Here is a 306-nt window from a genome sequence, read left to right as displayed (position 1 = left end):
CGGAATTCCAGCCAATAAAGAAATAGGGCAGCAGCGCGTGTTTGTTTTTAATGGAAACTTAGTGGAGAAATACGGCTTTGACACGTCGCAAGTATCCAGCTATGAAGATTTGGAACCGATGCTTGCCGAAATAAAGGAAAATGAACCGCAAATCACCCCGTTTCCAGCCTCGAGCACGTTCCAGCCAATCATGCCATTTGACTATGTGCTTGGAGCAGACATGCCCGTTGCTTTTCCTTTAACAGGGGATACGGAACAAGCCATTAACTTCCTGGAAACGGAAGAAGCGATGGCGGTGTTTAACAC

General features: G+C 46.7%; 1 pseudogene. It reads left to right on the top strand.

The window, feature by feature from the left end:
• A pseudogene (locus CHH91_RS20680) lies at positions 1-306 on the top strand (ABC transporter substrate-binding protein); the annotation flags it as partial.

The organism is Virgibacillus sp. 7505 (assembly GCF_002272135.1).
GTDB lineage: Bacteria > Bacillota > Bacilli > Bacillales > Amphibacillaceae > Terribacillus.
The sequence above is the reverse complement of the archived record's forward strand: the minus strand, read 5'-3'. Positions and strand labels throughout refer to the sequence as shown.